This is a genomic window from Yersinia massiliensis CCUG 53443, assembly GCF_000312485.1.
Lineage (GTDB): Bacteria > Pseudomonadota > Gammaproteobacteria > Enterobacterales > Enterobacteriaceae > Yersinia > Yersinia massiliensis.
Genome location: NZ_HE997650.1, coordinates 45,472 through 70,410 on the forward strand (window position 1 = coordinate 45,472; position 24,939 = coordinate 70,410).

A 24,939-nucleotide genomic window follows, 5' to 3' on the forward strand; every position below is an offset into this window, starting at 1 on the left:
CATGAATGCAACAGCGGTAGCAGCGGCGGTCACCGGTCGTCAACTGCATAAGTTTGGTGGTAGTAGCCTTGCGGACGTGAAGTGTTACCTGCGAGTGGCCAATATTATGGCCAACTACAGTCACCCCGGCGATCTTATGGTGGTATCTGCGGCAGGGAGTACCACTAACCAACTGATTAGTTGGCTAAAACTCAGTCAAAGTGATCGTCTTTCTGCCCATCAAGTGCAGCAAAACCTGCGTCGTTATCAACATGACCTGATCAACGGCTTACTGCCACCAGAAATGGCTGAGCCGCTAATCAGTGAGTTTATCCATGATTTGGAACGCTTGGCGGGTTTGCTAGACAGTAAAGTAGACGATGCTATTTATGCCGAAGTGGTTGGGCATGGTGAAATTTGGTCCGCTCGTCTGATGGCTGCGGTGCTGAACAAGCTGGACATGAAAGCGAATTGGCTGGACGCACGTCATTTCCTCCGCGCTGAGCGAGCAGCACAGCCCCAGATTGATGAAGGCCGCTCTTATCCGTTGTTGCAGCAATTAATGACGCAAAACCCGCACCAGCGTCTCGTGGTGACGGGCTTTATCTCTCGCAATAACGCCGGTGAGACCGTGTTGTTAGGGCGTAATGGTAGTGACTATTCAGCCACACAAGTGGGTGCGCTCGCAGGCGTGGAACGTGTCACCATCTGGAGTGACGTTGCTGGGGTATACAGTGCTGACCCACGTAAAGTGAAAGATGCCTGCTTGCTGCCTTTACTGCGTCTAGATGAAGCCAGTGAACTCGCCCGTTTGGCTGCGCCGGTATTGCATACCCGTACATTACAGCCTGTTTCAGGTAGCGATATCGATTTGCAACTGCGTTGTAGCTACCAGCCAGAACAAGGTTCTACCCGTATTGAGCGTGTGTTGGCGTCCGGTTCTGGTGCCAAAATTGTCACCAGCCACGATGATGTCTGCCTCATTGAATTGCAAATTGCTGGCCACCATGATTTCTCACTGGCACAAAAAGAAATTGATTCGCTGCTCAAACGGGCGCAAATCAAGCCGCTGGCAACCGGTATTCACCCAGACCGCAATCTGCTGCAACTTTGCTATACCTCTGAAGTCGTCGGCAGTGCACTGAGAGTGCTAGAAGATGCCACGCTGCCGGGGAAACTGTCTCTGCGCGAAGGATTGGCTTTAGTTGCATTGGTCGGCGCAGGCGTGAGTAAGAACCCACTGCACAGTCACCGTTTCTACCAGCAACTAAAAGATCAGCCGGTTGAGTTTATCTGGCAGGCTGAAGATGGGATTAGTTTGGTCGCCGTTCTGCGTCTCGGGCCGACAGAGCATTTGATTCAGGGTTTGCATCAGTCATTGTTCCGCGCCGAAAAACGTATTGGCCTTGTCCTATTCGGGAAAGGGAATATCGGTGCCCGTTGGCTTGAGTTGTTCGCGCGCGAGCAAAAAAATATTTCCGCCCGTAGTGGCTTTGAATTCGTATTGGCGGGCGTGGTGGATAGCCGCCGCAGCCTGCTGAGTTATGACGGGCTAGATGCCAGCCGAACATTGGCATTTTACGATGATGAAGCCAAAGAGCAGGATGAAGAATCACTGTTCCTGTGGATGCGAGCGCACCCGTTTGATGATTTGGTAGTGCTAGATGTGACGGCCAGCGAATCACTTGCCGAGCAATATCTGGATTTCGCCAGTTATGGTTTCCACGTGATCAGTGCGAACAAACTCGCAGGGGCGTCTAGTAGCAATAACTATCGCCAAATCCGCGATGCATTTGCTAAAACGGGTCGTCATTGGTTGTATAACGCCACCGTCGGTGCGGGGCTACCGGTTAACCATACCGTGCGCGACTTGCGTGACAGTGGCGACAGCATTCTGGCCATTAGCGGGATTTTCTCCGGTACGCTGTCTTGGCTCTTCCTGCAATTTGATGGCACAGTGCCGTTCACTGAGTTGGTGGATCAAGCTTGGCAACAAGGGCTGACCGAACCAGACCCACGTGTAGACCTTTCCGGTCAAGACGTGATGCGTAAGTTGGTCATTCTGGCTCGTGAAGCGGGTTATGACATCGAACCGAATCAGGTTAGGGTTGAATCACTGGTGCCTGCCGGTGCAGAGGCTGGCTCGGTCGATCAGTTCTTCGAAAACGGTGATGCATTGAATCAGCAAATGGTCCAGCGCTTAGAAGCCGCAAATGAAATGGGTTTGGTCTTGCGCTACGTGGCACGTTTTGATGCCAATGGGAAGGCTCGAGTGGGCGTTGAAGCCGTGCGGGCTGACCATCCACTGGCTTCCCTATTGCCGTGCGATAACGTCTTCGCCATTGAAAGCCGTTGGTATCGTGATAATCCACTGGTGATCCGTGGCCCAGGCGCTGGGCGAGATGTCACAGCCGGTGCGATTCAATCTGACTTAAACCGACTGTCTCAATTGCTGTAACCTGCTATTCCTCAGCCTCTTCTGCTCTGCGCAGAAGGGGCTAACTTATCGCGCGATTCTCTACTTCCCCACAACATGAATCTTTCTCATGACCCGATGAACATTAATCATCAGCCTAAACTTATTTAAACGTTGACTCTTTAGCCAACTTCCGGCACCTTCTATTTAGCCATCTAAACGTATAGACGCTCACAAATGAGCGAAAACAGATAACATAAGTCGTTATAGCGACAATGGAGTGACAGGGTATGAGTTTTTATCACGCAAACCAGCGGGAAGCGCTAAATCAAAGTCTGGCAGAGCTGCAAGGCCAAATTAATGTTTCTTTTGAGTTTTTCCCGCCGCGGACCAGCGAGATGGAAGAGACCTTGTGGAGCTCTATTGATCGCCTAAGTACCCTGAAACCAAAGTTTGTTTCCGTCACTTATGGCGCGAATTCTGGTGAGCGTGACCGTACTCATAGCATCATTAAAGGGATTAAGGACCGCACTGGCCTTGAAGCTGCGCCGCACCTAACCTGTATTGATGCCTCTCCCACTCAGTTACGTGATATTGCGGCTGATTATTGGAAAAGCGGCATCCGCCATATTGTTGCTCTGCGCGGGGACTTGCCGCCGGATAGCGGCAAGCCTGAGATGTATGCCTCTGATTTAGTGACACTACTGAAAGGCGTCGGTGATTTTGATATCTCGGTGGCAGCGTATCCAGAAGTTCATCCTGAAGCGAAGAGTGCTCAAGCTGACTTGATCAATTTAAAACGTAAGATTGATGCGGGTGCTAACCGTGCTATTACGCAGTTCTTTTTTGATGTCGAAAGCTATTTGCGCTTTCGTGACCGCTGCGTAGCGGCCGGCATTGACGTTGAAATCGTGCCTGGCATCTTACCGGTTTCTAACTTTAAACAGCTTCAGCGCTTCGCCACCATGACCAATGTGCGAGTGCCAAATTGGATGACGACTATTTTTGAAGGGCTAGATAATGATCCTGAGACGCGCAAAATGGTCGGGGCTTCAGTTGCGATGGATATGGTGAAAATCTTGAGCCGCGAAGGTGTGAAAGACTTCCATTTCTATACCTTAAACCGCGCTGAGTTAAGTTATGCGATTTGCCATACCTTGGGCGTCAGACCTTAAGTTTCTGCCAACCCCCTAAACATCTACCAACCCCCTAAACAACGAGGATGGTTTTGCCACTGAACCATCCTCGTCTTTCCCCTACCACTTATTTATTTCATGCTTTATCTGCTAAGAACTTTACCGGCACCGCAGGTGGACCAAAGCGGTTATCCCCCTCAGTCCCGAGAAATGCGCCGCAGTCGATAAACATCATGACAATAATTAGTGTGGGAATAAACCGCCCAACGCCCCATTGCCAAATAGGTGCTAGCATCTGCCAGTTACCGGCCATCAACATCCAAGCCAATACCACTAAAAGCGCCCACCAGCCTGCTTTATTGCGATCATGCAACCGCTTCACCACCACCGCAGCTGTTGGCCACAGCAGAAAAACTATCGCAAATGCGGCAGTCTGAATAGGCATCCAGTCCTTTCCGGCCAGTGTAAAAATAACTAACATTGCCAGAAGCCACAAACCCATCCAGATCCAAAAATCTCGCCGACCGATACGGCCTTTAAAAGAGAAACACCACTGCTGTATTGTCATCGATGAACTGATCCATAGACCTCATTTAATCGTGCCTGAGTGTAACCTAAACAGGCTACCAACCGACAAACTTCGCAGTGAATTTTGACAATCACCCCTGAATACCGTTTTAATCCCCCCATACACTTCTAACGACGGCGTAAGTCATGAGAAAAGAAATCACCGCAACGCTGACAATACTGCTGCTAATAGCAACGGTTGGTCGCGCTCATGCCGATCCCGTAGACGACAGTGGTCAGCCCACAGAAGAGTCGCAGCCGACAGCACCTTACCTGCTCTCCGGCGCGCCAACCTTCGATTTAACCCTGATTAAATTCCGAGAAAGTTATAACCGCGCTAACCCGACACTACCCCTGCATGAGTTTCACGCCATCACCGTAAAAGATGATGCTCCCCCACTGACTCGAGCCGCGAGCAAGATTAATGAAAATCTTTATGCTTCAACCGCGTTAGAAAAGGGAACTGGTAAGATTAAAACATTGCAAATCACTTACTTACCAATCAAAGGGAGTGAGGAGAAAGCCGCCCGATTAGTGGCCGTCAACTATATGGCAGCCCTGATGCGGCAATTTGAACCCACACTCACGCCCCAGCAAAGCATCGAAAACGTGCAACAACTGTTGACGCAAGGTAAAGGTTTGCCGTTCTACTCTCATCCTGTCGGCGCAATTCGCTATGTTGTGGCAGATAATGGTGAAAAAGGGCTTACTTTCGCTGTTGAACCGATTAAGCTTTCACTATCTGAAGCATAATCTCACCGCAATTAATGACGAAAAGCAAAGCCATTGTCACTAATCATCTCTATACTGTTGGACAGGTAAACTGCCTGTCAGGCAGTCATTTTATTGACCCTCGTATCCCTTTGTTGGAGGAAGAAACATGCGTCATCCATTAGTTATGGGTAACTGGAAGCTGAACGGTAGCACTCACATGGTTATCGAGCTTATCGCTGGCCTGCGTAAAGAATTGAGCACCGTTGACGGTTGTGGTGTTGCAATTGCCCCACCGGCTATCTATCTGAATCAAGCTAAACATGAGCTGTCAGGTAGCCGCATTTCTCTGGGTGCACAGAATGTTGATGTGAATCTGTCTGGCGCATTTACGGGCGAAACCTCTGCTGAAATGCTGAAAGATGTCGGCGCACAGTACATCATCATCGGCCACTCTGAGCGCCGTACCTATCACAAAGAAAGTGATGAACTGATCGCCAAGAAATTCGGTGTACTGAAAGAAACTGGTCTGATCCCAGTATTGTGCATCGGTGAATCTGAAGCAGAAAATGAAGCGGGCCAAACTGAAGCGGTTTGCGCTAAACAACTGGATGCCGTGCTGAACACCTTAGGCGTGAAAGCATTCGAAGGCGCGGTTATCGCTTATGAGCCAATTTGGGCTATCGGTACCGGTAAATCAGCTACTCCAGCGCAGGCTCAAGCCGTTCATAAATTCATCCGTGACCACATTGCAAAACAAGATGCCGCGGTTGCAGAACAAGTGATTATCCAGTACGGCGGTTCTGTTAACGATAAAAATGCAGCAGAACTGTTCACCCAGCCAGATATCGATGGTGCACTGGTTGGCGGTGCTTCACTGAAAGCAGATGCATTTGCGGTTATCGTGAAAGCAGCAGCAGAAGCTAAAAAAGCCTAATTCAGGTATTTAGCGATTAAGCCGGAGCAATTTACCGTTGCTCTGGCTTTTTTATGTCCCTACTTCTTAAATTCTTTTCGGTATAAGTCGATACCCTCTTTACCCACTCGCCCTAAAAACTCACTGACTTCTTCACTCATGTAAGGGAGGTCAACCAGATCAAAGCATAAATGGGTTCTCTTTTGAGTATCAATAAAATGAAGAACATCACTGTCTTTAAGCTTAATCACATTACAGGCATGCCCTCGGGTCGCTCCCGGCAACATCGTCCATAACGTTGGTCGATGGACAACAAGAACACCATATAACTCATTTTCAGGCTTACATGTTTCTAATTGCGCGATTAATTTAGCATTAGACATACCCGCTTCATCATCTTTCGGTAGCCCCATATTCGCTTTGACATCTGCGCCTCTCAATGTTGGCAAGGCGAGATACAATTTATTCTGTTCGAATGTATCAATGACGGCAGTAGCGCAAGACGCACAGTTGGTTTGCCCAAAACCATGAATACCAAATAATGCCAATAACGCAGCTAACGGCCGCAGTAATAGAGGGGGTTTTCCCTCACGATTGACTTCTGTTAATAAATACTCGAAGTAGGCTTCTTTGCCCAAAGGGTGGCGATTTGGCTTGATACCAAAGAGAGCTTCTTTATTTTCTATTTTCTCAGGTGGTGCATAAGTTGATAAATCGCCGAGGCTATATTCACTGATGTCATCAAAGGAGCCGTATAGATCATGCACACTGTGGAGTGATTCAAGAGAGCCGTACCCGACTGTTGGCGGATTTGGCTCTGATGGGCCCATAGCGGGCTTAACAAACGCGCCTGCATTAGAAATACTTTTTACCATTATTTCCCCCAATACGTTGTGTTGCCTTATCGGCAAAGACCACTTAATAACGTACTGTGCAGCAGTTAGCGAATCCTACGGTTGGCATTTATAAGTAAGGTAATAAATATGAAAAAATATTATTACGAAAATCAATAAAGCAAAACGCCCACAGTTTTCACTGACAGGCGTCTTATTCGGGCAATAATCAATACCGTAATTTTAACGTTTACTGATTTCGTCAAATACGCCGCCCGTGGCGAAATGCACCTGCTGGGCCTGAGTCCAGCCACCAAAAACGTCATCAATCGTAAACAGTTTCAGTTTCGGGAATTCATTCGCAAACTTAGCTGCAACGGCTGGATCACGTGGGCGATAGTAATTCTTAGCCGCGATGGTCTGGCCTTCTGGTGAATATAGGTATTTCAAATACGCATCAGCGACATCACGAGTGCCACGTTTATCGACCACTTTATCCACGACCGACACCGTTGGCTCGGCCAAAATAGAGACACTTGGGGTGATGATATCGAATTGGTCTTTACCCACTTCATTCACTGCCAGTAGCGCTTCGTTTTCCCAAGCAATCAGCACATCACCAATGCCACGTTCGACGAAGGTATTGGTGGCACCACGAGCGCCAGAATCCAATACTTCCACATTCTTATACAGGGTTTTGACAAATTCCTGCGCCTTGGCTTGATCGTTGTTGTTGTGCTCTAAGGCATAACCCCATGCAGCTAAGTAGTTCCAACGCGCACCACCAGAGGTTTTTGGATTCGGGGTGATCACCGAAATACCTGGTTTGACTAAATCTGACCAGTCATGGATCTGCTTAGGATTCCCTTTGCGGACCAAAAATACGATGGTTGATGTGTAAGGTGCGGAGTTATCCGGTAGGCGTTTGATCCAGTTTTTATCAATACGACCACGCTCAGCAATAGCATCGACGTCATAGGCCAGTGCCAGTGTCACGACATCGGCTTCAATACCATTAATCACCGAGGTCGCCTGCTTACCAGAACCGCCGTGGGATTGGCGCACCGTGACTTTATCGCCAGTTTGTTGTTCCCAGTGCTTACTGAATGCTTGGTTATATTCCTGATAAAATTCACGTGTCGGATCATAGGACACATTCAATAATTGAATATCTTTCGCCATGGCACCTGATGCCAACAGCAGTAACGACAAACCCACACCCCATTTACGCATTGACCCGCTCCCAAAATGATTATTATTAATCTAATTTTTCAACCTAACGTGCTATCAACCTGATTGGTTGGCTTGATAAAGAGCGTGCCAGAAACTATCCATCCAATTAAAGAATAAAAAACTTCTGATTATATCAATACGAAATATACAACATCTAAAATGCAAAAAGCCCCCGCATGCGGAGGCTCTGAGAGGACGTGTTCGACTGTTTTAGAACAGTTTTTTCGCTGTGTCGTACCAGTCTTCTTTGAATTTACTTTTCTTGTTTTCTGGCGCGATACAAATCGAGATTAATTCATGCACCATTTTCTCATTCTGAATACCGACGCAGAAACCGCCTTGCGAGAAATCATGATCCTGCAACAACAGATCCACAGCATAGGAGCCCATACGGGAGGCCAAAATACGGTCATAAGCAACCGGAGCACCACCACGCTGGATATGACCGAGTACAGTGCCACGGGTTTCACGGCCAGTTTCTTTCTCGATGTATTTGGCTAGCGAATCGATGTCATCCAGTTTTTCGGTGATCGCCACGATAGCGTGCTTCTTACCTTTCGCGATACCCGCTTTGATTTCAGCAACCAGATCTTCACGTTTGAATTCAACTTCAGGGATAGCGATAAACTCACATCCCCCAGCAATAGCTGCTGCCAAAGTCAAATCACCGCAATAACGGCCCATGACTTCAACGATAGAGATACGCTGGTGTGAAGAAGACGTGTCACGCAGGCGGTCAATCGCTTCGACCACGGTTTCCAGCGCGGTGAAGAAACCGATGGTGTAGTCCGTACCCGCCACATCGTTATCGATGGTGCCCGGAAGACCGACACAGTGAATACCACCTTCTTTCGTCAGCAAGTCGGCACCAGCATAAGAACCATCACCACCGATAACGACCAGACCATCAATACCATGATCTCTCATATTCTTGAGCGCGACTTGACGCACTTGTGGATCGCGGAATTCAGGGAAACGTGCAGAACCGAGGAAAGTACCACCGCGGTTAATCATATCTGACACGCTATAGCGGTCCAGCTTCTTCATACGATTTTCATGCAAGCCAAGGTAGCCATCTTCAATACCGTAAACTTCCAGCCCTGCTGACAAAGCGGCACGAACCACCCCACGAATGGCTGCGTTCATACCAGGTGCGTCACCACCACTTGTTAGTACACCGATTTTCTTGACCATGACTACCTCTAAACTTGTAGATGCGATTTTTAAATTCGTTGTCTGCTGATTTATGCTTGGCACAGGTGATAGAGTACGGAAATCAGCTTTATGAGATTAATATCGGATATTATAGCAAAAACACCAAGCTGAATTGATTCAAGTCATGCCATTTGGCGGTATTTTCTTCATGATCGAATCAACATGTCACAAAGTTTATCCATTGTTAATGACGCTATTATTTATTCAGTCATTATTATAGTTCCCAATGCGCATGACGCTCTTTTGGCACGACAGAACAGGGATCTTGGTGGATTAGCACATCCGCACCAGGGAAGCGGTGTAACAATGCACGCTCAACTTGCTCAGCTAAGACATGCGCCTCCATCAACGGCATCATATCTTCCATTTCAAGATGCAACTGAATAAAGCGAGTCGGCCCCGACTGACGAGTTCGCAGGTCATGAGCACCAATCACACCCGGCCAAGACATCACAATATCGATAATCTCCTGCCGTTCATTATCTGGCAATGCACGATCCAGTAAAGCTTGTACCGCCTCATAACCCATACGCAACGCGCTATACAGAATATAAATCCCGATCCCCAAAGCAAATAGCGCATCCGCTCGATGGAAGCCATACCAGCTTAACCCCAATGCAATAAGAATAGCACCATTCATCATGACGTCCGATTGATAGTGCAGCATATCGGCACGAATGGCCTGACTGTGAGTTTTTCGCACCACCCAACGCTGAAATGTCACTAATATTAGGGTACTGAATAATGCAAATAGCGTTACCCAGATGCCTAAACCTGGGTCTTGCAAGGGTTCCGGTGAGGCTAAATGTTGGAAACCGGTCAGGAACAGGAATAATGCAGAGCCAGAAATAAACATGCTTTGCGCCAGCGCCGCTAATGACTCCGCTTTCCCGTGGCCAAAAGTGTGCTCTGCATCAGCAGGTTGCAGTGAGTATCGCACAACAAAAAGGTTGGTTAGAGAAGCGGCAAGATCCACCAGTGAGTCAACTAACGCGGCCAGTAAGCTCACCGACCCAGTGTGCCACCAGGCAAAAATTTTAATCACCAGTAAAATTGATGCCAACACAGTAGCACTCAGTGCCGCGGCTTTGACCAGTCGCGCATATTGCGGATCCATAACGCATTCCGAATAATATTAAGGACTCTCAGTATATACCCTAAATAATTCGAGGTGCAGTCAGGTCATCAGTGAAGAAGTCGTCTAATTAGCCATTAGAGTAAAGATTTTCACACGGCGAAAGGCACATAAAAAAAGCCCCGCCATCATGGCGGGGAAAGACAGGGATGGTGTCTATGGCAAGGAAAACAGGGTATTACAGGGTACTACTTACTTCTGGGCAGAAGAGGGTTGTGCTGCTGGCGCCTGCTGCATTTTCTCAATGCGCTGCTGGTGCTTTTGATTCAGGGCAGCTTTTTGCTCTGGTGTGAGCAAGTTGTACATTTGGTTGCGAACTTTAGCCATTTCGACCTGACGTTCAATCTGGTCTTTGGACATCTTCTCGGCTTGTGCTCTTACCGCAGCTTCGTCGAATTTATCGGCGGTCATGAGCTTGTGCATGGCTTCACGGTCAGCAATATCAATACGGGGTTGACCTTGGCGAGACTGCTGCATCAGGTCACGCATTTGCTGACGCTGTTGTTCAGTCAGATTCACACCATCAAACATGTTATGGTGACCACGGCCATCTTTTTTGTTCATCATCGTACCGTCACCATGGCACCAGCCATTATTTGTGTCGGTTTTACCGGCGGCGAAGGCGGCTGAAGAGCCGAGAACTAACATTGACGCCATCATTAACGTTGTTAATTTAGTTACTTTACGCATCATTTAACTCCTGGGTTCTATCTGCTAAGCGATTTGCTGCTATGCGATTCAATGAGGAGCAGTCTATCGGTCTAGCTGCAAACATGCGTCAGCGGATGTAAAACTGGAGTCAGAGCATGTAAAGCTAAGTAAAGTCATGGAATACCGGCAAGCGTTAACGTATTTTGCGTCAAGAGGAGAAATAACCATGCATAAAATCCTATTAGTTGATGATGACCGTGAATTGACGTCGCTGTTGAAAGAATTACTGGAAATGGAAGGTTTTAATGTTGTTGTTGCCCATGATGGCGAACAGGCATTGAACTTGCTGGACAGTTCTATCGACTTGTTATTACTTGATATTATGATGCCACGTAAAAACGGCATCGAGACGCTAAAAGAGTTGCGTCAACATCACCAAACACCGGTGATTATGCTGACTGCCCGTGGCAGTGAATTGGATCGGGTACTTGGCCTTGAGCTAGGTGCTGACGATTATCTGGCAAAACCCTTTAACGATCGTGAACTGGTTGCCCGTATCCGCGCGATTTTGCGTCGCTCAAACTGGAGCGAACAGCAACAAAATGTTGATCAGGGTGCGCCGATACTTGACGTTGATTGCCTCCAATTGAATCCAGGCCGACAAGAAGCCAGTTTTGAAGGACAAGTGCTGGAACTGACTGGCACTGAATTTACCTTACTCTACTTACTGGCTCAGCATCTCGGTCAGGTCGTCTCGCGAGAGCATCTGAGCCAAGAAGTGCTGGGGAAACGGTTGACACCTTTTGACCGCGCTATTGATATGCATATTTCGAACCTACGCCGTAAGCTACCCGATCGCAAAGATGGGTTGCCGTGGTTTAAAACTCTACGTGGGCGCGGGTATCTGATGGTATCCGAAACATGATTAACAGTTTAACGACGCGAATTTTTGCCATTTTCTGGTTTACCTTAGCGCTGGTTTTGATGCTCGTGCTGATGTTGCCAAAGCTTGACTCGCGTCAAATGACCACTTTGCTCGATAGCGAAGAGCGTCAGGGTACGATGCTCGAGCAACATATTGAAGCCGAGCTGGCCGGCGATCCTGCGAATGATCTCATGTGGTGGCGTAGGCTGTATCGCGCCATTGAGAAGTGGGCACCGCCGGGCCAGCATTTGGTGTTAGTGACCTCCGAAGGCCGTGTAATTGGTGCTCAACGCCACGAAATGCAGATTGTCCGTAACTTTATCGGCCAGTCAGATAACTCTGATCAGCCGAAAAAGAAGAAATATGGCCGCGTCGAGATGGTCGGCCCTTTCTCGATTCGGGATGGGGAAGATAACTATCAGCTTTATTTGCTGCGCCCTGCCAGCAGTCCCCAATCTGATTTTATCAACCTGATGTTTGACCGGCCGTTACTGCTGTTGATTGCCACCATGTTAATCAGCTCACCCCTGCTATTGTGGCTGGCGTGGAGTTTGGCAAAACCGGCCCGTAAGCTGAAAAATGCGGCTGATGATGTTGCCCGAGGCAATCTAAAACCGCACCCAGAGCTGGAATCCGGACCGCAAGAATTTTTGGCTACCGGTGCCAGTTTTAATCAGATGATCAGCGCGCTCGATCGAATGGTCGTGGCCCAACAACGGCTTATTTCGGATATCTCCCATGAGCTACGCACTCCACTCACTCGCTTGCAACTGGCAACAGCGCTGATGCGTCGTCGCCATGGTGAGGGTAAAGAGTTAGAGCGTATCGAGATGGAAGCCCAGCGGTTAGATAGCATGATCAATGACTTGTTGGTGTTATCGCGCAGTCAGCACAAAAGCGAGCTTCATCGCGAGCCGATTAAAGCGAATGATTTGTGGTCTGATGTGCTGGCAGACGCCCAGTTCGAAGCTGACCAAATGGGTAAAACGCTGGAAGTCACCTCTCCCCCAGGGCCGTGGACCTTATTTGCAAACCCAGCAGCTCTAGAGAGTGCGCTGGAGAATATCGTGCGTAATGCGCTGCGTTATTCCCATCACCACATTGCGGTGGCATTCAGCTCGGATAACCAAGGCGTCACTATCATTGTTGACGATGATGGGCCAGGTGTTAGCCCAGACGACCGCGAGCAGATATTCCGGCCATTCTACCGCACTGATGAAGCGCGAGATCGCGAATCAGGTGGCACTGGCTTAGGACTCGCGATTGTTGAAACTGCGGTTAACCAGCATCGCGGTTGGGTACGAGCAGAGGATAGTCCATTAGGCGGCTTACGGCTGATACTGTGGTTACCGCTGCACCCGCTGAAAGCCTAATTTTGGTGTGAAAAAGGGCATTCATTGCCCTCTTGGCTTGAGTGTTAATTTGACTGCCCGATCATTGCGGATCGGGCAGATCGACGCTGTTTAGATTCCCTTCTTTTTCCAGTAACCGCTTCTTGCGTTCAATACCCCAGCGGTAGCCTGACAATGCACCATCTTGGCGAATAACGCGATGGCAAGGGATCGCAACAGCCAGCATATTGGCCGCACAAGCACCCGCAACGGCACGAACCGCTTTCGGTGAGCCTATTTTAGCGGCGATATCGGCATAACTGGCGGTTTCACCTACTGGAATTTCCCGCAGTGCCTGCCATACACGTTGCTGAAAAGCAGTCCCCTGAATATCCAGTGGTAAATCTAGGCCAAGTTTGGGTGCCTCGACCATCCCCACGACTCGTGCAAACCATTGCTCAAACTCATCATCGCCGCCGATTAACGTCGCGTGCGGAAACTTATCCTGTAATTGCTGCACCAGCAAATCAGGTGAGTCACCCAATAAAATGGCGCAGATACCCAGTTCACTTTTCGCCATTAAAATCGCCCCAAGTGAACTCTCACCAACGGCAAATCGCAGTGTCACATCACGACCACCGTGACGATATCGAGTTGGCGTCATGCCCAATAGCGCATTTGATTGCGCATAAAATCGGCCATTAGCGTTATACCCTGCCTCAAAAATAGCATCAGTCACTGAGCCTTCACCTGCCAATTGAGTACGAACACGTGCACTTCGAGCCGCGTTAGCGTACGCCTTTGGGGTCAGTCCGGTCATCGCTTTAAACAGCCGGTGAAAATGAAAAGCGCTAAGATTCAATTCAGCAGCCAGTTCATCGAGTTTAAGTGGAGTTTCTGCTTGTTCAATCAAACGACACGCCTGACTGATTTTATCTCTATGCTGCTGTGCCAAAGGCAATTGAGTGGGCCGGCAACGTTTGCAAGCTCGATAACCCGCTTGCTCCGCAGCCTGATTATCAGCAAAGAATTCAATGTGTTCGACTTTAGCCTGACGAGACGGACAGGAGGGACGGCAATAGATACCGGTGGTTTTCACTGCATAAACAAACTGACCATCGGCGGCTTTATCACGCGTCGTCACGGCAACCCAACGTGAGTCTTGTTCGCTACCAAATGCGCTTTTGACTGTTGTCATGATGAATACCCCATTAATACTGACTGTGATGGTCAGCCTATAAAATAACCGTTAACAGTACTCTCCGCTCCTTGCTTTTAAATTTTTTGTTTTATGCTATCCGCGTCGCCAACCGCTGCACTCACAGGGGGATTCTGATATCCTGCGCCCCTAATTATTGGGGGACATATGCTTAATATTGTTTTATTTGAACCCGAAATCCCGCCCAACACCGGTAATATTATTCGGTTATGCGCGAATACTGGCTGCCAACTCCATCTGATTAAGCCTTTGGGTTTCACTTGGGACGACAAACGTTTACGCCGTGCGGGTCTTGATTACCATGAGTTTGCTAACATCAAACATCATCATGATTATCAAGCCTTCTTGGACAGCGAAAAACTCGATGGTGCACAGTCTTCCGGTGCAACACCTGCGCGCTTATTTGCATTGACCACCAAAGGGACACCAGCCCACAGCGCTGTGAGTTATCAAGCTAATGATTACCTGCTGTTTGGCCCTGAAACCCGAGGTTTACCGGCCAGCGTTCTGGATGCGTTACCTGCCCAGCAGAAAATCAGAATACCCATGCAAGCCGATAGCCGCAGTATGAACCTGTCAAATGCCGTATCGGTCGTCGTATATGAAGCCTGGCGGCAACTAGGGTATCCGGGTGCGCTATTGAAAGAGTAAAGCCTTGCGAAGGCGAGGCCCACGGATGGGCCAAGTAACCAATTATTGTTCACACAGATGTTGCTCACACAAATGTTACTCACACCGTAAGAGCGTCAAACAGAGCAGGCAGGATTAGATACCGTCACCGTACTCAAAACCATGCCCAGCACCATTGAAATGCTGATCCATGTCCAGTGAAGGCTTATCACTTTCTGGCTTACCGACAATACGAGCAGGTACACCCGCGGCGGTAGTATGCGCAGGTATAGAATGCAACACCACTGACCCTGCGCCAATTTTAGCCCCTCGCCCGACTTCAATATTCCCCAGAATTTTCGCGCCAGCACCAATCATCACGCCTTCACGAATCTTCGGATGACGATCACCACTGGTTTTACCCGTACCACCAAGAGTAACGGATTGCAGGATGGAAACATCATTCTCAACGACGGCAGTTTCACCAATAACAATACCCGTAGCATGGTCAAGCATGATGCCACAGCCAATGGTTGCCGCAGGGTGGATATCGACACCAAAAGCGACAGACACCTGATTTTGCAGATAAATGGCTAAGGCTTTGCGCCCCTGCGCCCACAACCAATGCCCAATGCGATAAGCCTGTAACGCATGAAAACCTTTGAGGTATAGCAATGGTGTGGAGTATTTATCGACGGCGGGGTCACGCAGGCGTACAGCCAAAATATCGCGAGCAGCGGAGACTATCATCTGTTCGTCCGCGCGATAGGCATCCTCTACCACCTCACGAATAGCGATAGCAGGCATGATTGGATTTGCCAATTTATTCGCCAGAATGTAGCTCAGTGCACTACCCAAATTTTCATGCTTCAATAATGTCGCGTGAAAAAAACTTGCCAGCATCGGTTCACACTCAGCCAGTGCTCTGGCTTCAGATTTAATGCTACTCCAGACCAGTTCTAACTCTTCTGACGACATGACGTACTCCTGCCCATAAACAGGTTGCCTCGGGGAACGGCCGAAGCAACTGATACCCTTTCCCTTGAGGCGAAAACCTCAATGACACTGGATATATCGTTATTATTTTATTTCAGCCCAGACCTTTTGCGCGTATTTAACTCAAGCGCTTAAATACCGCTTTTTTCATCTTTTTTAGTCCGACCCAGTAGGGTCAATGCCGCTTCACGGGCATTTTTGTGGCAATACAATACCTGATAAATCTGTTCAGTTATCGGCATCTCAACACCATGACGCTGCGCCAATGCCAAGACTTCTTTGGTGTTGCGGTAACCTTCAACCACTTGACCAATTTTGTCCTGCGCTTCTTGTACACCTAACCCTTGGCCCAACATAATGCCAAACCGGCGGTTACGAGATTGATTATCTGTGCAGGTTAGCACCAAATCACCCAGCCCTGCCATGCCCATAAAGGTGGAAGGATCTGCGCCTAAGGCCGAACCCAAGCGGGTCATTTCAGCTAAGCCACGGGTAATCAATGCAGTACGGGCATTGGCACCAAAACCAATGCCGTCAGACATCCCCGCACCAATCGCAATCACGTTTTTGACCGCACCACCGAGCTGAACGCCGATAAAATCAGGATTGCTGTAAACGCGGAAACTTTTGCCACAATGCAGCAATTGTTGCAGGTCTTCGCTGAATTTTGTATCGGTTGAGGCCAATGCGATCGCTGTAGGTAACCCAGCGGCAAGCTCTTTCGCAAAAGTAGGTCCAGAAACGACAGCCAGGGGAATGCTTTCACCCAAGACTTCCCGCGCGACATCTTGCAGCAAGCGGCCAGTTTCTGCCTCTAACCCTTTTGTCGCCCAGACAATTCGTGCATCTTGGCGTAAATGCGGTTTCAACTGATGCAATACCGCGCCAAAGACATGACTCGGCACAACGACCAATACATCACGGCTGGCCGCTAAAGCACGTGCCAAATCCTTTTCCAGAAGCAAAGTCTCTGGAAAAGGGACATCTGGCAAGAACGCTTGGTTACAACGGTCATGTTGCAAAACTTGAATGTGCTTAGGGTCATGGCCCCATAGCACAACTTGATGGCCATTACGCGCGAGTGTAATGGCTAATGCGGTGCCGTAAGATCCGGCACCGATAACTGTCATTGAAGCAGTCGTGGTGTTCATCAGGCATCCTGACGTTGTTCAGCACCTTCGCCTTCAGCCTGCTGTTGCAGATAGTTCATGAACAGGGCATCAAAGTTAACCGGTGCCAGATTCAGTTGTGGGAAAGTACCACGAGAAACCAAGCTGGTGATGCATTCGCGAGCATACGGGAACAAGATGTTCGGGCAGTATGCGCCTAAGCAATGAGCCAGTTGGGTGCCGTCGATACCGGCGATGGAGAAGATACCACCTTGCTGAACTTCACACAGGAATGCAGTTTCTTCGCCCAAAGAGGCCGTTACCGTCACACGCAGTACCACTTCATACACATCTTCAGCTAGCTGACTGGAAGCAGTATCAAGATCAAGTTTAACTTCTGGCTGCCAATCCTGCTGGAAAACCTGCGGAGCATTTGGCGCTTCGAAGGAAATATCCTTGGTGTAGATGCGTTGGATCTGGAAAGCCATTTCGGTGTTGTTTTGTTCTGACATGTGTATAGATACCCTAAAGTTAGACGTCCTTATTAAACTGCACTGCCGCCGTGGGCTCTTCCATTAATGAGTGTGGCCCACTGACGAGTTAAAGCAGCGGGTCTAGCCCACTGCGCGCATCCAGGGCATGTAAATCATCACAGCCACCGATATGCTGCCCATCAATAAATATCTGAGGTACAGTCGTCCGCCCGCTACGAGCAATCATCTCTTCGCGTTTGGCAGGGTCATTATCAATTGCGATCTCTTGGAAAGCAGCGCCTTTACTGTTCAGCAGTGCTTTAGCACGGTGACAGAATGGGCAAGTTGCTTTGGTATAAATCTCAATCTTCGCCATGGATACACCTCAATTGACTATATAATTTATTGATATAGCGAAATTTGTATCGCAATTACTTACCGCGCGCCAGTGGCAGATTCTCACCACTCCAGCCCGAGATACCTTCTTTCAAGGTAAACACTCGCTCAAAGCCTGCTTTGCTCAGCAGATCAGCAGAAGCACGGGAGGTTGTTCCTGTAGCACAAACTACAATAATAGGCTGCGCTTTGTGCTTTTCCAACTCAGCTAAGCTGCCGTTTTTAATGTCGGTCGGCAACAAATTAAGAGAGCTGGCGATATGACCTTTGCGGTAATCATCACGTGTGCGGATATCAACCACAACCGCATCTTCTTTGTTAATCAGACGCGTCGCTTCACCACGGGTGATCTCTTTCACTTTTGAGAGAGAACTTTTGAAAGTAGTGAAAATCACGGCGACGAACAACGCCACCCAGGCCAGACTCAAAACTGGATGCTGGCTAATGAATTGCATAATCTCTTGCAACATGGGGGTAAAAACTCCCGTTAGTTAGGGGATAATATTCAAGGTCACAGAGTATACCTGCGCGATGCGGCAAATACAGCCAATATGCAAGCGCGATTGCAGAAACTGCGAGCAATCTCGGGAAGTTTTGTCGCCTAAATAATGATATTTACGTAAAACCCAGCGCCAATGTTGATCTCTTTGGGCTATTTTTAACCGGTTTTATAGTAAATTACCGCCTTTCAACATATATACCCAATAGAACAAGAAAGAGGTTATGCAATGTCGAGCACTAAAAAACCACTGGTTCTGACTATTCTCGATGGCTACGGTCACCGTGAAGAACAGCAGGATAACGCCATTCTAAATGCAAAAACGCCGGTCATGGACCGCTTGTGGCAGCAGCAACCTCATACATTGATTGCAGCTTCCGGCTTGGATGTTGGTTTGCCCGATGGGCAGATGGGTAACTCAGAAGTGGGCCACGTCAATTTAGGTGCTGGCCGCATCGTTTATCAGGACTTAACTCGCCTCGATAAAGAGATCAAAGACGGTGACTTTTTCACTAACGCGACGCTAACCGCAGCAGTTGATAACGCGGTTAAAGCAGGTAAAGCAGTTCATATCATGGGTTTGCTCTCTGCCGGCGGTGTACATAGCCACGAAGACCATATTCTGGCCATGGTGGAATTAGCCGCCAAACGCGGTGCAAAGGCCATTTACCTGCATGCATTCCTCGACGGACGTGACACTCCACCGCGTAGTGCTGAATCTTCACTGAAACGATTCACTGAGAAATTTGCAGAATTGGGTAACGGCCGCATTGCGTCGATTATTGGTCGTTACTATGCCATGGACCGTGATAACCGTTGGGATCGTGTCCAACTGGCCTACGACTTACTGACGCAGGCTAAAGGCGAGTTTACTGCGGATAATGCCGTCGCTGGCTTGCAAGCCGCTTATGCCCGTAATGAGAACGATGAATTTGTTAAACCGACCGTGATTCAAGCCGCTGGCGAAGCTCAAGCAGCCATGAACGATGGTGATGCATTAATCTTCATGAACTTCCGTGCTGACCGCGCTCGTCAAATTACCCGTTGCTTTGTTAACGCCGATTTCGACGGTTTCAAACGCGATAAAGTGGTTAATTTCGGCGATTTCATCATGCTGACTGAATATGCTGCGGACATTAAAGTCGCCTGCGCTTACCCACCAGCATCACTGGAGAATACCTTCGGTGAGTGGCTGATGAAGCATGACAAAACGCAGTTACGTATTTCTGAAACTGAAAAATATGCGCATGTCACATTCTTCTATAACGGTGGCGTTGAAGAACCCTTTAAAGGTGAAGATCGCATTCTGATTAACTCACCAAAAGTGGCAACCTATGACCTGCAACCTGAAATGAGCTCGGCAGAATTGACCGAGAAACTGGTCGCCGCAATTACCAGTGGCAAATATGATGTGATCATTTGTAACTATCCAAATGGCGATATGGTCGGCCATACTGGTGACTATAATGCGGCGGTGAAAGCAGTAGAAACGCTGGATAATTGCATCGAGCAAGTGGTTGCCGCGGTCAAATCCGTTGACGGCCAATTGCTGGTCACCGCTGACCACGGTAATGCTGAGCAGATGCGTGACCCAGAAACCGGCCAAGCCCACACAGCCCATACTAGCCTGCCTGTGCCACTGATTTACGTCGGTAATAAAGAGGTGAAAGCGGTTGAGGGTGGCAAACTTTCTGACATCGCCCCAACCATGCTGTCACTGATGGAAATGGAAATCCCGAAAGAGATGACTGGTAAGCCGCTGTTCATCGTGGAATAATCCTTCGTTATGAAGGAAAAAGCGGCATTCACGATATCAATGGCTTCAGACAATACCCCTGCGGGCAACGAAGAGCGTCATACTCCGTTGCCGACTCAGTGGGGGCGTCGTCCGTGGTTAGCACTGTACGCCAGCGTTTTTTGCGCTGGCGTATTGCTATTGCCATTTTCCGTCAATGCCGCGGATGCCCCCCCTGCGGCGGCAAAAACAACTGATAACAAAAATCAGTTGAAAACCCTTCAGCAAGATATCGCCGAAAAAGAAAAAAGTGTTCAGCAGCAAAAACAGCAACGTAGTTCATTGCTGGATCAGTTGAAACAACAAGAGAATACCATTGCTCAAGCCAGCCGTAGCCTGCGCGACACTCAAGGCACCTTGACTGAGTTAGACAAAGACATTTCCAAGCTCACGACCTCTATTGCCAAGCTGCAAAGCCAACAATCTCAGCAACAAGATATGCTGTCTAAACAACTTGATGCCGCCTTTAAGCAAGGCCAACACAGTGGTTTGCAGCTTATTTTAAGCGGTGAAGAGAGCCAACGCAGTGAGCGTATTTTGGCCTATTTCAGTTATCTCAATGAAGCTCGACAAAAATCTATTGAAGAGCTGGAACAGACCCGCACCGATCTCTCTGCAGAGAAAAAAACACTAGAACAGAAACAGAGTCAGCAAAAAACGCTGTTGGATGAACAAAAAAACCAGCAGCAGAAGCTGGAACAAGCGCGGACTGCGCGCAAGAAAACCCTCACTTCGTTAGAAGCCTCGCTGGAAAAAGATCAGCAGGGTCTGGCGGAGCTAAGACTGAACGAGTCACGGTTACGTGACCAAATTGCCAAAGCAGAACGGGAAGCCAAAGCCCGTGCTGAGCGGGAAGCCAAAGAAGCCGCCCGTGTCCGCGAGCAGGTGAAAGCCAAAGAGCAACAAGCCAAGAAAACGGGCTCCAGCTATAAACCAAGCGAAAGTGAGCGCTCATTAATGGCACGTACCGGTGGCCTTGGTCGCCCAGGTGCTCAAGCTGTCTGGCCTGTACGTGGTAACGTCACCCATCGTTTTGGTGAAGCCTTACAAGGGGAACTTCGCTGGAAAGGGATGGTGATTTCCGCACCGGAAGGCAGTGAAGTCAAAGCGATTGCAGATGGACGAGTCTTGCTAGCAGACTGGCTACAAGGCTATGGTCTGGTCGTGGTGATTGAGCACGGTAAAGGGGATATGAGTTTATATGGCTACAACCAGAGCGCGTTAGTCAATGTCGGTGCACAGGTGAAAGCTGGCCAGCCGATTGCTCTCGTTGGCACCAGTGGCGGTCAGGGTGAACCATCACTCTATTTCGAAATCCGCCGTCAGGGGCAAGCTGTTAACCCACAACCCTGGTTAGGAAGATAGGGAACAACGTTAGGAAACACGTATTGCGCTATTTCAATGCACGCCGATTTATCATCGCCACGACTCTACTGATCGCCAGTGCCGCACAGGCAGGCAAACTTTCAATTGTCATCGATGACTTTGGTTATCGCCCGCAGAACGAAAACAAGATATTGCAGATGCCGTTACCTATTTCGGTCGCTATCTTGCCCAATGCTCCCTATGCCCGAGAGATGGCGGTTAAAGCCCACAATCAGGGGCGTGAAATCCTGATTCACCTGCCAATGGCACCGCTGAGCAAGCAGCCGCTGGAGCGTGATACCTTGCAGCCATCCATGAGCAGTGAAGAGATCCAGCGCATTATTCGCCAAGCGGTGAATAACGTCCCTTACGCCAGTGGCATGAATAACCACATGGGCAGCGCCATGACTTCCAGCTTAACGGGGATGCAGAAAGTGATGCAGGTCTTGGAGCACTATCAGCTCTATTTCCTCGACAGCGTCACGATTGGCAATAGCCAAGCCAGCAAAGCGGCCGATGGCACTCGAGTGAAAGTGATTAAACGTAAAGTCTTCTTGGATGACTCACAAAATGAAGCAGCTATCCGCCTGCAGTTTAATCGCGCGGTAGAATTGGCACGCCGAAATGGCTCTGCTATTGCGATTGGCCATCCACATCCGGCGACGATTAAAGTGCTGCAACAGATGTTGCCTCAACTACCGTCAGACATCGTATTGGTCCGGCCAAGTGCACTGCTGAATGAGCCTGTAACCCATAGCAGTGGCACGACTTCACCGGGCAAATCAACACCGCGTGAACCCGCGAAAAATGATCGCCTGAAAGCCATCAAGCAATGCAAAGTGAAAGCCCATTATGTGCCAGAGAAAATCTATGCAGACAGGATGTTCGGCATCATCGGCGAGAGCCTGATGCAAAACCCTGCTGTCACCTTTATTCAGCGCTATTGGCAACCTCATTTTATGCCAGCCGTACCGGTAGATGAGCCAAAAGTAGATGAACCGACAACCCATCAGCCCAAAACGGATACCCCATGATGGGCTGAAGAACAAACGGGGCCACCAAATAATGGTCGCCCCGCTTATTGTCATCTATGATTTTTTGTCATCAATAATTTGCTTTTATCGACGATTAATCCCAGCTCAATATGACCTTACCTGATTTCCCTGAACGCATGGCATCAAAGCCTTCTTGGAACTCATCAATAGAGAAACGGTGAGTAATGATCGGCGTTAAATCTAAGCCAGACTGAATCAGTGCTGCCATTTTGTACCAAGTTTCAAACATCTCACGGCCATAAATCCCTTTGATAAACAGCCCCTTGAAAATCACTTGATTCCAATCGATAGACATATCAGATGGCGGTATCCCCAACATCGCGATACGGCCGCCGTGATTCATGGAGTTAAGCAGTGAACGGAATGCAGGTGGCGCACCTGACATTTCTAGCCCCACATCAAATCCTTCCGTCATACCCAGCTCGGCCATCACATCATTCAAGTTCTCTTTACTGACGTTAACGGCTCGTGTGACGCCCATTTTACGCGCCAGATCCAAGCGGTATTCATTCACATCTGTAATGACAACATGGCGAGCACCGACATGCTTACACACCGCGGCAGCCATAATACCAATCGGGCCAGCACCGGATACCAACACATCTTCCCCCACTAAATCAAAGGATAATGCGGTATGCACAGCATTGCCGAAAGGATCGAAAATAGCGGCTAATTCATCAGAAATGTTATCTGGGATTTTGAAGGCATTAAAAGCAGGAATCACCAGAAACTCAGCAAAAGAGCCTGGGCGGTTCACGCCAACACCGACCGTATTACGGCAAAGATGGGTGCGTCCCCCACGGCAGTTACGGCAATGTCCGCAAGTGATATGCCCCTCACCAGACACCCGATCACCAATATTAAACCCTTTCACTTCCTGACCAATGGCAACCACTTCACCCACATACTCATGGCCGACCACCATTGGGACAGGGATCGTTTTTTGCGACCACTCATCCCAGTTGTAAATATGTACATCCGTGCCACAGATAGCGGTTTTGCGAATTTTGATCATGATGTCGTTGTGGCCGAGCTCTGGCTGCGGCACATCGGTCATCCAAATACCTTCTTCTGCTTTCAGTTTGGACAATGCTTTCATGATATTCCTTACGCAATAACGTTGAGTTGCTTACCGATACGGACAAAGGCTTCAATCGCCCGCTCTACCTGCTCTGTCGTGTGGTCGGCCGACATCTGTGTACGGATACGAGCCTGACCTTTTGGAACCACTGGGTAGAAGAAACCGGTGACATAAATTCCTTCTTTCAGCAATGCATTGGCAAACTCTTGCGCCAATGTCGCATCACCCAGCATCACAGGGATAATGGCATGATCAGCACCCGCCAGCGTGAAACCGGCAGCACTCATTTTCTCACGGAAGAGACGAGCGTTCGCCCACAGACGGTCACGCAGTTCGGCACCGTCTTCCAAGAGTGATAACACTTCAATTGAGGCGGCAACGATAGCGGGGGCTAATGAGTTAGAGAACAAGTAAGGCCGTGAACGCTGGCGCAACCATTCAACCACTTCTTTACGGCCAGCGGTGTAACCACCAGATGCCCCGCCGAGCGCCTTGCCCAAGGTGCCAGTGATAATATCAACGCGATCCATCACTTCGCAGTACTCATGCGTCCCACGCCCATTGGCTCCGACAAAACCGACTGCATGAGAATCATCCACCATGACTAATGCTTGATATTCATCCGCCAAATCACAAACGCCTTTCAGATTGGCGATCACCCCATCCATCGAGAACACGCCGTCGGTGGCAATCATAATATGACGCGCACCCTCGGCTTTGGCTTGTTTTAGCTGCGCTTCTAGCTCGCTCATATCGTTGTTGGCATAACGGTAACGTTTAGCTTTACATAACCGCACGCCATCAATGATGGAGGCATGATTCAGCGCATCCGAGATAATGGCATCTTCTGGCCCGAGCAAGGTTTCAAACAAACCGCCGTTCGCATCAAAGCAAGAGGAGTAGAGAATGGCATCTTCCATTCCCAGGAAACTGGCGAGCTTCTGCTCTAATGCTTTGTGAGTATCTTGGGTGCCACAAATAAAACGCACCGATGCCATACCAAAGCCATGAGTATCCATGCCTTTTTTAGCTGCGGCGATCAGTCGCGGGTGATTTGCCAGGCCCAAGTAGTTATTGGCGCAGAAATTAATGACGCGGTTTCCATCAGCAACAGAAATATCGGCTTGCTGAGCGGAGGTGATAATTCGTTCGTTTTTATATAACCCTTCAGCACGGGTAGTTTTGAGTTGTTGTTCGAGTTGCTGATAAAGCGGGTTTCTCTTAGAAGGCAGGGACATGCAGTTATCTCCAGAATGGCGGTTTCGCCTTACATTTTACTGCCTGACTCGTGAAC

23 protein-coding genes and 1 pseudogene are annotated in these 24,939 nt (G+C 48.9%); 10 read left to right on the forward strand and 14 right to left on the reverse strand.

Annotated features, from left to right (window positions below):
* The first annotated feature begins 1 nt into the window (after position 1).
* Positions 2-2,437 (forward strand): bifunctional aspartate kinase/homoserine dehydrogenase II, encoded by a 2,436-nt coding sequence (locus BN68_RS20320; RefSeq protein ID WP_019213029.1) that lies wholly within the window; start codon positions 2-4, stop codon positions 2,435-2,437.
* A gap of 248 nt (positions 2,438-2,685) precedes the next feature.
* A complete protein-coding gene (gene metF, locus BN68_RS20325) occupies positions 2,686-3,570 on the forward strand; it encodes a methylenetetrahydrofolate reductase (RefSeq protein ID WP_019213030.1) in 885 nt (294 codons plus the stop codon).
* 97 nt (positions 3,571-3,667) lie between these two features.
* On the opposite strand, the gene BN68_RS20330 is transcribed toward metF, so the two are convergent.
* The gene (locus BN68_RS20330) at positions 3,668-4,099 is read right to left on the reverse strand and encodes a DUF805 domain-containing protein (protein WP_019213031.1); all 432 of its coding nucleotides are present in this window, start codon (positions 4,097-4,099) and stop codon (positions 3,668-3,670) included.
* A 146-nt stretch (positions 4,100-4,245) separates the two neighbouring features.
* On the opposite strand from BN68_RS20330, the gene BN68_RS20335 reads away from it, so the two are divergent.
* Together BN68_RS20335 and tpiA are read left to right on the forward strand one after the other, a co-directional pair.
* Positions 4,246-4,851, forward strand: coding sequence for a DUF1454 family protein (locus BN68_RS20335; protein WP_019213032.1), 606 nt, complete (start codon positions 4,246-4,248; stop codon positions 4,849-4,851).
* A gap of 127 nt (positions 4,852-4,978) precedes the next feature.
* Positions 4,979-5,746, forward strand: coding sequence for a triose-phosphate isomerase (gene tpiA, locus BN68_RS20340; protein ID WP_019213033.1), 768 nt, complete (start codon positions 4,979-4,981; stop codon positions 5,744-5,746).
* Positions 5,747-5,805: 59 nt separating this feature from the next.
* Here the strand turns inward: tpiA and BN68_RS20345 are convergent, their stop codons facing one another.
* The 5 genes from BN68_RS20345 to cpxP form a co-directional block, all read right to left on the reverse strand.
* On the reverse strand, positions 5,806-6,600 hold the full coding sequence (locus BN68_RS20345) for a toxin glutamine deamidase domain-containing protein (protein WP_019213034.1): 795 nt from the start codon (positions 6,598-6,600) through the stop codon (positions 5,806-5,808).
* 201 nt (positions 6,601-6,801) lie between these two features.
* Positions 6,802-7,791, reverse strand: coding sequence for a sulfate ABC transporter substrate-binding protein (locus tag BN68_RS20350; protein ID WP_019213035.1), 990 nt, complete (start codon positions 7,789-7,791; stop codon positions 6,802-6,804).
* Positions 7,792-8,001: 210 nt separating this feature from the next.
* The gene (pfkA, locus tag BN68_RS20355; RefSeq protein WP_019213036.1) at positions 8,002-8,985 is read right to left on the reverse strand and encodes a 6-phosphofructokinase; all 984 of its coding nucleotides are present in this window, start codon (positions 8,983-8,985) and stop codon (positions 8,002-8,004) included.
* A 235-nt stretch (positions 8,986-9,220) separates the two neighbouring features.
* Positions 9,221-10,123: a CDF family cation-efflux transporter FieF gene (gene fieF / locus BN68_RS20360; protein ID WP_019213037.1), complete on the reverse strand. Its 903-nt coding sequence runs from the start codon at positions 10,121-10,123 to the stop codon at positions 9,221-9,223.
* Positions 10,124-10,333: 210 nt separating this feature from the next.
* A complete protein-coding gene (gene cpxP / locus BN68_RS20365; RefSeq protein ID WP_019213038.1) occupies positions 10,334-10,831 on the reverse strand; it encodes a cell-envelope stress modulator CpxP in 498 nt (165 codons plus the stop codon).
* Positions 10,832-11,018: 187 nt separating this feature from the next.
* Between cpxP and cpxR the strand changes: the two genes are divergently transcribed.
* Together cpxR and cpxA are read left to right on the forward strand one after the other, a co-directional pair.
* Positions 11,019-11,717, forward strand: a complete 699-nt coding sequence (cpxR, locus tag BN68_RS20370) for an envelope stress response regulator transcription factor CpxR (protein ID WP_019213039.1) — start codon at positions 11,019-11,021, stop codon at positions 11,715-11,717.
* Positions 11,714-13,090, forward strand: a complete 1,377-nt coding sequence (cpxA, locus tag BN68_RS20375) for an envelope stress sensor histidine kinase CpxA (RefSeq protein WP_019213040.1) — start codon at positions 11,714-11,716, stop codon at positions 13,088-13,090. The genes cpxR and cpxA overlap by 4 nt, the downstream gene beginning before the upstream one ends.
* Positions 13,091-13,151: 61 nt before the next feature.
* Here the strand turns inward: cpxA and ada are convergent, their stop codons facing one another.
* The gene (gene ada / locus BN68_RS20380; protein ID WP_019213041.1) at positions 13,152-14,246 is read right to left on the reverse strand and encodes a bifunctional DNA-binding transcriptional regulator/O6-methylguanine-DNA methyltransferase Ada; all 1,095 of its coding nucleotides are present in this window, start codon (positions 14,244-14,246) and stop codon (positions 13,152-13,154) included.
* 168 nt (positions 14,247-14,414) lie between these two features.
* Here ada and trmL point away from each other — a divergent pair, with 168 nt between their 5' ends.
* Positions 14,415-14,918: a tRNA (uridine(34)/cytosine(34)/5-carboxymethylaminomethyluridine(34)-2'-O)-methyltransferase TrmL gene (gene trmL, locus BN68_RS20385; RefSeq protein ID WP_019213042.1), complete on the forward strand. Its 504-nt coding sequence runs from the start codon at positions 14,415-14,417 to the stop codon at positions 14,916-14,918.
* A gap of 114 nt (positions 14,919-15,032) precedes the next feature.
* Here trmL and cysE read toward each other — a convergent pair whose 3' ends face one another.
* The 5 genes from cysE to BN68_RS20410 all read right to left on the reverse strand — a co-directional run bounded on the left by cysE (position 15,033) and on the right by BN68_RS20410 (position 18,320).
* On the reverse strand, positions 15,033-15,854 hold the full coding sequence (gene cysE / locus BN68_RS20390) for a serine O-acetyltransferase (protein ID WP_019213043.1): 822 nt from the start codon (positions 15,852-15,854) through the stop codon (positions 15,033-15,035).
* A gap of 149 nt (positions 15,855-16,003) precedes the next feature.
* Positions 16,004-17,023, reverse strand: coding sequence for an NAD(P)H-dependent glycerol-3-phosphate dehydrogenase (gene gpsA / locus BN68_RS20395; RefSeq protein ID WP_019213044.1), 1,020 nt, complete (start codon positions 17,021-17,023; stop codon positions 16,004-16,006).
* A complete protein-coding gene (gene secB / locus BN68_RS20400; protein WP_005164715.1) occupies positions 17,023-17,493 on the reverse strand; it encodes a protein-export chaperone SecB in 471 nt (156 codons plus the stop codon). Before secB ends, gpsA begins: the two co-directional genes overlap by 1 nt.
* 88 nt (positions 17,494-17,581) lie before the next feature.
* Positions 17,582-17,830: a glutaredoxin 3 gene (grxC, locus tag BN68_RS20405; protein WP_019213045.1), complete on the reverse strand. Its 249-nt coding sequence runs from the start codon at positions 17,828-17,830 to the stop codon at positions 17,582-17,584.
* Positions 17,831-17,885: 55 nt separating this feature from the next.
* Positions 17,886-18,320, reverse strand: coding sequence for a rhodanese-like domain-containing protein (locus BN68_RS20410; RefSeq protein ID WP_019213046.1), 435 nt, complete (start codon positions 18,318-18,320; stop codon positions 17,886-17,888).
* A gap of 258 nt (positions 18,321-18,578) precedes the next feature.
* Here BN68_RS20410 and gpmM point away from each other — a divergent pair, with 258 nt between their 5' ends.
* The 3 genes and pseudogenes from gpmM (at position 18,579) to BN68_RS20425 (ending at position 22,543) form a co-directional block, all read left to right on the forward strand.
* A complete protein-coding gene (gene gpmM / locus BN68_RS20415) occupies positions 18,579-20,126 on the forward strand; it encodes a 2,3-bisphosphoglycerate-independent phosphoglycerate mutase (RefSeq protein WP_019213047.1) in 1,548 nt (515 codons plus the stop codon).
* A 105-nt stretch (positions 20,127-20,231) separates the two neighbouring features.
* A pseudogene (gene envC, locus BN68_RS20420) lies at positions 20,232-21,509 on the forward strand (murein hydrolase activator EnvC); the annotation flags it as partial.
* A 23-nt stretch (positions 21,510-21,532) separates the two neighbouring features.
* Positions 21,533-22,543, forward strand: a complete 1,011-nt coding sequence (locus tag BN68_RS20425) for a divergent polysaccharide deacetylase family protein (RefSeq protein WP_019213049.1) — start codon at positions 21,533-21,535, stop codon at positions 22,541-22,543.
* A gap of 94 nt (positions 22,544-22,637) precedes the next feature.
* Here the strand turns inward: BN68_RS20425 and tdh are convergent, their stop codons facing one another.
* Positions 22,638-23,663 carry an L-threonine 3-dehydrogenase gene (tdh, locus tag BN68_RS20430; RefSeq protein ID WP_004876921.1) on the reverse strand — a complete coding sequence of 342 codons (1,026 nt, stop codon included), beginning with the start codon at positions 23,661-23,663 and terminating at the stop codon, positions 22,638-22,640.
* A gap of 8 nt (positions 23,664-23,671) precedes the next feature.
* The gene (kbl, locus tag BN68_RS20435) at positions 23,672-24,883 is read right to left on the reverse strand and encodes a glycine C-acetyltransferase (RefSeq protein ID WP_019213050.1); all 1,212 of its coding nucleotides are present in this window, start codon (positions 24,881-24,883) and stop codon (positions 23,672-23,674) included.
* Between the last annotated feature and the right edge of the window lie 56 nt (positions 24,884-24,939).